The organism is Streptomyces sp. NRRL B-24572, from assembly GCF_002156145.1.
Lineage (GTDB): Bacteria > Actinomycetota > Actinomycetes > Streptomycetales > Streptomycetaceae > Streptomyces > Streptomyces vietnamensis.
In genome coordinates, this window is record NZ_MWIG01000373.1 from 1 (window position 1) to 6,415 (window position 6,415).

Annotated in this window: 7 protein-coding genes; 3 read left to right on the top strand and 4 right to left on the bottom strand. The window is 69.2% G+C overall.

What is annotated here, in order from left to right; translation table 11 throughout:
• Positions 1–632: 632 nt before the first annotated feature.
• Together CCN56_RS22390 and CCN56_RS22400 are read left to right on the top strand one after the other, a co-directional pair.
• Complete coding sequence (locus CCN56_RS22390; RefSeq protein ID WP_256962090.1) at positions 633–785, top strand: CalY family protein; 153 nt, start codon at positions 633–635, stop codon at positions 783–785.
• A 680-nt stretch (positions 786–1,465) separates the two neighbouring features.
• The gene (locus tag CCN56_RS22400; protein ID WP_179199947.1) at positions 1,466–2,104 is read left to right on the top strand and encodes a transposase; all 639 of its coding nucleotides are present in this window, start codon (positions 1,466–1,468) and stop codon (positions 2,102–2,104) included.
• Positions 2,105–2,185: 81 nt separating this feature from the next.
• On the opposite strand, the gene CCN56_RS22405 is transcribed toward CCN56_RS22400, so the two are convergent.
• The 4 genes from CCN56_RS22405 to CCN56_RS22420 all read right to left on the bottom strand — a co-directional run bounded on the left by CCN56_RS22405 (position 2,186) and on the right by CCN56_RS22420 (position 5,057).
• Positions 2,186–2,716 (bottom strand): hypothetical protein, encoded by a 531-nt coding sequence (locus tag CCN56_RS22405; protein WP_086829404.1) that lies wholly within the window; start codon positions 2,714–2,716, stop codon positions 2,186–2,188.
• Between the two features lie 305 nt (positions 2,717–3,021).
• Complete coding sequence (locus tag CCN56_RS22410; protein ID WP_086829406.1) at positions 3,022–4,161, bottom strand: site-specific integrase; 1,140 nt, start codon at positions 4,159–4,161, stop codon at positions 3,022–3,024.
• Positions 4,161–4,379 carry an excisionase family DNA-binding protein gene (locus CCN56_RS22415; protein WP_086829412.1) on the bottom strand — a complete coding sequence of 73 codons (219 nt, stop codon included), beginning with the start codon at positions 4,377–4,379 and terminating at the stop codon, positions 4,161–4,163. The genes CCN56_RS22410 and CCN56_RS22415 overlap by 1 nt, the downstream gene beginning before the upstream one ends.
• 183 nt (positions 4,380–4,562) lie before the next feature.
• Positions 4,563–5,057: a helix-turn-helix transcriptional regulator gene (locus tag CCN56_RS22420; protein ID WP_086829408.1), complete on the bottom strand. Its 495-nt coding sequence runs from the start codon at positions 5,055–5,057 to the stop codon at positions 4,563–4,565.
• A gap of 291 nt (positions 5,058–5,348) precedes the next feature.
• Between CCN56_RS22420 and CCN56_RS22425 the strand changes: the two genes are divergently transcribed.
• On the top strand, positions 5,349–6,415 hold a 1,067-nt coding region (locus tag CCN56_RS22425; RefSeq protein WP_086829410.1), incomplete at its 3' end, for a DUF3631 domain-containing protein.

Consider the following 6,415-nt stretch of genomic DNA (forward strand, 5'->3'; position numbering starts at 1 on the left):
ACCCGGTACAGGTACCTGGCGGCTGCTTGACCGGCTTCGTCGCCGCGATGCCGGCGTTTCGGGGACCTCATGACGTCCGGCTGTGGCCGGGCGTAGGGCACGTTCTCGGCCGGCCTGCAGCACTTCCTCCGTCGTCGAGCGGGTGGCGGAAGGCGGTCCGGCGCGCTTCAGGCCGAGCGTCACCTCCCCAAAAGGAAGACTCTTGACGTGGGCGACGGGATCGCGCAGCACGTCGGCAAGGGCGGAATCCAGTAGCGCCGTGCCGGCCCCCGCGAGGGGGCTGGGAGCAGTGGGCCGCCGCATGACCTACCGCCCGCCTCGGCCGGTCCGTGCCGCGGGTGCGTCCGAAGCGGGCACGGGCGACCTCGGCGCTGATCCCCAACCCCTCGCAGATCTGAGTCGCTGTTGTCGTTCCGATCTCGACGAGCGCCGGTCGAACAGGAGTCTCGATCGGGTGACCGTGGTAGCTGCTGTGCATGAAAGCAGGGCCTCTTGGTAGCTCAGTGGGTGTCTACGCCAACAACGCGACGGGGCCGGAAAGTTGACGGTCCCTGCGGCCGTGGTGAGATTGGTGGGTCAGAATGGGATTGACTGGGCCAGGAGCGGCCCCAATCGAACCCAGGGAGGTCTGGATGAGTGAGCCGAACGGCCCGGGCGAGGGAGCCGAGGAAGTCCCGCAGGTGCAGTTCGAATCCGGTGATGACGGTCAGGAGCAGAGCTCCTTCCAGGGGGACAAGCTGAACCTGGATTGGAAGTTCAACTCCGAGGAGTCCGGCGAGGGCTGACGTCTCGAGCCTGAGTGGTTGCTGTCGTTCCGATCTCAAGGAGTGCCCCCCACGACCGAAAGCGACTCGCGAACTTGCCATCGGAGGATTGCGGCTTCAGGTCTGGGGGCCCTTCCTGATCACCATTGGCGCGTTGCTGGCCGGGATTCCATCGCTGATGACGATCGGTAACTGACCTGGTCATGGCTGGGCCCTGGCTGACCGTCGCCGGCGGCCCGCCAGGGCTGTTGTGGCCGGATCAGGGGAATCCGAGGTCGCGTCGTGGTATCAGAACTTGATGCCGCTGATCATGCTGGTCACGAGGCTCGTAAGTTGGCTGAGGGTAGGCCCGGTGCTCGATGACGCCGAGTAGAACCCGCGGTGGGCTGCGGCGCTGTGGGGGCTGTCTGCCAGCGCTGGAGTCGCGGCGAGTGCCGACGTCGCTGCGGTGGCGACCAACACTGCCGTCACGAATGTCTTCTTCATAACCGATCAACGACATCCGGCTCACTAGGTTGCGTCAGGGGCGTCCGAGGGACCGGTAGGTCCAACCGGCGGCTAGCCAGCGGGCGGCGTCGAGGGTGCCGCGGCCGTCGACGAGGAGTCTCGATCGGGTGACCGTGGTGGCTGCTGTGCATGAAAGCAGGGCCTCTTGGTAGCTCAGTGGGTGTCTACGCCAACAAGCTGTCCAGGAGACCCTGTTGTCGCATGTCTACGGCATCTCGGAGACGGAATCCAATTCGGCCACCCTTGCGTGTGAATGCCTGGCTCACAGGTTCGGGAATGCCGGCGGCCACGGCGTGCGCGAGAACGGCACGAAATGGCGGGCCATCCCGGTCGACTTCCCGCCGTGGGACCGCGTCTACGCGTTCTTCCGACGCTGGCGCGACCACGGCCTTGTTCGGGAGTTCCGCGACCGTCTCCGCCGCCGAGTGCGCGAACAGGCCGGGCGGGATCCGGAGCCGAGCGCGGGCGTGATCCACTCCCAGTCGGTCAAGGCGGACGCCGTCGTTGGATCCGACAGCCGCAGCTTCGACGGCGGCAAGCTGATCAACGGCCGCAAGCGGCACGTCGTGGTCGACACGCTCGGCCTGCTGCTCGCGGTGATGGTCACCGCGGCTGACGCCGGCGATCGCGCCGCGGCCCAGGTCCTGCTCGCCCAGGTCGCCGCCGCGCACCACCTGCTGGCCCTGGTCTGGGCCGCTACACCGGCAGCCTCGTCGAGTGCAACCTCACCGCCCTCGCCGTGGTCCTCGCCATCGTCAAACGCAGCGACGACATGCGCGGCTTCGTCGTGCTGCCGAAGCGGTGGATCGTGGAGCGGTGCTTCGCGCACCTGATGCAAAGGCGCCGCCTCGTGCGCGACTTCGAGCGCTCCACCGGCAGCGCCGAGGCGATGGTCTACTGGTCGATGACGACGCTCATGACCCGCCGCCTGGCCTGGCCACGGTCTTCGCGAGCGTGAACCGGCCCGGTGCCGACTCGACCAGCCAGCCCCGTGCTGTCAGCCGCTTCGCCTTCGACCGCAACGCCTCCACCTTCGCCGGCACCGGGTCCAGGCCGAAGCAGGCGGCCATCTCCTGGCACGTCAGCGGGCCCTGGCCGAGCCGGCTCCGGTCCGCGAGAGCCTGCAGGACGCGCTGGTAGTCCACCGGCAGCGCCGACCAGGCCAGCCCCGCACGCCACATCGGCACCACGGACTTCGGCTTCGCCGCGTTCGCCGTCGCGGGACGAACCGGTTGCCCGCCAGAATGGCGCTGGCCCTCGGACGCGACGGCGGCCTCCGGAGTCAACACCTCGCCCACGCGCGAGCGGGCGATGACCCACTCGTTCCACTCCCGCTCGGCCACCTCCAGCTCGGCGTGGATATGGTCAGCCTCTTCCCGCAGCTCGTCCACACGGCGGCGAGCAGTGAGCTCACGCTGTTCCAGCAACCCCACGACCGACGGCATCCCCGACCTCCACCCGAGCGACGACGCGACACGTCACCACTGCCACGGGGCGCCGACCCTATGCCTGGCCAACAGAAACACCGCCATCAAGACCGGAAAGACAACAACCACTGAGCCCAGCTGGCGCGCCCTGCCGGTCCGCCGAGCACCGCCGCGTGAACCAGCTTCCCGGCCAGGTCTGGGATACAGGCGACCGCCGCGCAGTGCCGCCCCGGGGGCGATCCTGGTGCGGGCAGTGATCCAGGAGGTTCGGCCATCCCCGGTCAGAGCTGGTCGCGAACCGGTCTGACCGGGGACGTAACGGATCAGACGGGTTCGACGCCCGCCGCACGTCCGCGCAGCTCGCGGACCTTGGCGTCGATGCCTCCGGCGACCTCCTGCTGGCGGGTGTCGTCGGAGTGCTGGTAGATCAGCGCGGCCTTCTCCGAGGACTGGCCGGCGCGGACCATCGTGTCCTTGAGGGTGGCGCCGGACTGGGTGGAGAGGGTGTGGCCCGTGTGCCGGAGGTCGTAGAAGCGGAAGTCCTCCGGGAGGCCGACCGCCGCGCGGGCCTTGGCCCACTTCCGGCCGAAGGTGGTACGCCGGAACGGCGCTCCCTTCTCGCCCACGAACAGCAGCCCGTCGGGCTGCTTCTCCGCGAACCAGTCCAGGTGCCGTTTCACCTCGATGGCGAGAAAGGCCGGCAGGTGGATGGTGCGGACACCGGCGGCGGACTTGGTGTCGCCCTCGACGCGGCGACCGGTGTTCAGCTCCGGAGCGGCCTCCGTGACCCGCACGGCGAGCGGGTCGAGGGTGATCGAGCTCCGGCGCAGAGCCGCCAGTTCCTCCGGACGCATCGGTCCGTAGGCGCCGAGGTACACCATCAGCCGCCACCGGATCCCGATGGCCTCGGCGAGCGCGTCGACCTGCTCGACGGTGGCCGTCGTGCGCTCCTTCGCCCGCTCGCTGCCAGCACCCCTGATGCGGCACGGGTTGCGGCGGATCAGCTCGTCGTCTGCTGCTGTCTCCATGATCGCCTTGAGCAGGCGGTAGGACTTGGCGACGGTCGTAGCCCCGGTGGCGGCGAGACGCTCCGCCCGCCAGGTCCGCACCGTCGGCGGAGTGATCTCGTCGAGGTCCACCTCTCCGAAGAAGGGGAGGATGTGCAGCCGCAGCAAGCGGCGGTACAGCTCGTCCGTGGTGGCGGACAGACCGCGCTCCACCACCCACTTCAAGGCATACTCCTCGAAGTTGACCGCGCCGACCTCCGGGTCCACCCAGACGTTGCGCTGGATGTCCGCCTTGGTGAGGGTGAGCCAGTCCTGGGCGTCGGTCTTCGTCTCGAAAGTCTCCGGCGCGGTACGCCGGGAGCCGTCCGGCGCCCAGTAGCGTGCCTGCCAGCGCCCCGAGGGCAGCTGGCGTACGGTGCCGAACTCGCGCCGCCGCTGCGGCTTGCGGCCCGCCATCAGGCCGCCTTGCCAAAGCGGGAGCGCGCGTCGCGAAGCGTGGGGACGGTGCGCTCCTCGACGTACGCGTTCAGCACGCTGTCGGCGATGCGGACGTGCTTGCCGAGCTTCACGTAGCGGATCCGGCGTTCGGCAATGAGCCGGCGGACGAAGCGGACGCCGGTGCCGAGGCGTTCAGCGGCCTCGTCGACCGTGAGCAGGCGGTCGTTGTTGTTCACCTCCTTCGCCGTACGGGACTGGGCGGAGGCATGGGGTATCGCCGTCTGGCGCAAGCAAAGTCCTCTCCTGGCCTCGGCTGATGGGGCGGCAACCCCGGCCGGGCCGATGTCGTTCAGGGATGGGATGGGCGTGTGACTGGCCGGGCCCTGGGATTTGCGGTCCAGGGCGGCCGGAGGAGCGGGCTACGGCTGGGGCGGCAGGCCGAACTCCTCCTGGTTGATCTTCATGGTGCTCTCGGCGATGGCGTTGCTGACCACCGCATTGGCCTCCTCACGGATGTCCGGGTGCTCGTCGAGGTAGGCGATGAGCTCGGCGTTGACCCGGCGGTACGCGTGCTGGGCTCTCTGGGCGGCCGCGTTGGCGGCCACGACGGTGTCGATGAGCTCCATGGCGCGGCCGGCGGCGGCCAGGGCCGGTGGGCCGACGAGGTTGGACAGCGACACTCCGAAGATCTCGGCGAAGCCGATGGCCTCGTCGAGGTTGATGCGGCGCTTGCCGTTCTCGATCCGCCAGACCGCCGACGGGTTCATCTCGTAGCCGGCCTCGTTGAGCCGGTCGGAGAGCGTGGTGGTGCTCCAGCCGCGCTGCTCGCGCTCGGCCTTGATCCGCTTGGCGGCGTTGTCCTCGCCCTTGAGCAGGACGCCCTCGGATGCGTCCTCGCCGTCGTCGTCGGGCATTGACCCCTCCTTCCTCTCGCAGCACGTCCCTGCAATTCGCAGCAGCTTTAACAGTACACCACACTCTGCCGCTTGCATAGCCGCTCTGCGTGTGGCATGGTTGTTGTGCTGGACCGCTGCTGTCCGCAGGAGACCGCCAGCACCTAGCCAGACGTGCAAAAAGCCCCCCAGTGCTTGCGACACCGAGGGGCTCAAAGCGCAAACCTCACGCCGCCCATCCCTGAACGACTGGCTGCATGGCCGGGATTGCCGTCCCGTATGGCCCGCAGATTGAGGAGCTCGATGTCCAGTATGGACGAAGCCACCCCGAACACGCCACCGCTTCCCGTCCAGTGGCCGCCGACCGCCATCCCCGGCCAGCCGACCTCCCCCGCGCCCGCCACAGACCCCGAGGGCGTAGAGGTCCTGAACCTGCTCCGGGACGCCATCCGGCGCTACGTCGTCATGCCGAGCGACGAAGCCCTGACCGCGACCACGCTGTGGGCGGCAGCGACCCACCTTCAGACGGTGTGGCAGCACGCTCCGCGCCTGGCGGTGGTCGGCCCGGCCAAGCGCTGCGGGAAATCGCGACTCCTTGAGGTCCTGATCGAGGCGGTCCATGAGCCGCTGATCACAGTAAACGCCTCCGCCGCCGCGATCTTCCGCTCGATCGGCGCGGGCGACCCGCCCACACTCCTCGTCGACGAGGTCGACACCATCTTCGGCAGCGCGAAGGTCGCGGAGAAGAACGAGGAGATGCGCGGCCTGCTCAACGCCGGCCACCAGCGCAACCGGCCCACCCTGCGCGTCACCGGCCCCAACCACGAGGTGGTCAAGTTCGACACCTTCGCCATGGCCGCCCTCGCCGGAATCGGCGACCTGCCCGACACAATCATGGACCGGTCGGTCGTCATCCGCATGCGCCGCCGAGCCGAGACCGAGAAGGTCAGCTTCTGGCGCTACGGCCGCGACGACCTGGCGGTCCGCGAGCTCCGCACACGGCTGGCGGCCTGGCTGGCCTCCGTGCGCGAGAAGGCCCTCGCCCTGGAGCCGACGATGCCGGTCGAGGACCGCGCCGCCGACACCTGGGCACCACTGATCAGCGTCGCCGACCTCGCTGGCGGACACTGGCCCGTCCTCGCACGCACCGCCTGCACGGCCATGACCGACTACGAGGCCGGGCGCGACGAGGATGGCGGGCTCAAGATCCGCATCCTCGCCGACATCCGCCGCGCCTTCGCCTCCGAAGGCGACCAGCCGGCGATCCGCACCGGCCGCCTCCTGGAGATCCTCAACGCCGACCCCGAGGCGCCCTGGGCCGAGCACAGCCCCCACGGGCTCACCCCGCGCGGCCTGCAGATCCTGCTCCAGGACTACGG

Coding starts and splice junctions, on each gene's coding strand:
- CCN56_RS22390 (WP_256962090.1), top strand. CDS start 633: ATGAGTGAGCCGAACGGCCCGGGCGAGGGAGCCGAGGAAGTCCCGCAG.
- CCN56_RS22405 (WP_086829404.1), bottom strand. CDS start 2,716: ATGCCGTCGGTCGTGGGGTTGCTGGAACAGCGTGAGCTCACTGCTCGC.
- CCN56_RS22410 (WP_086829406.1), bottom strand. CDS start 4,161: ATGGCGGGCCGCAAGCCGCAGCGGCGGCGCGAGTTCGGCACCGTACGC.
- CCN56_RS22420 (WP_086829408.1), bottom strand. CDS start 5,057: ATGCCCGACGACGACGGCGAGGACGCATCCGAGGGCGTCCTGCTCAAG.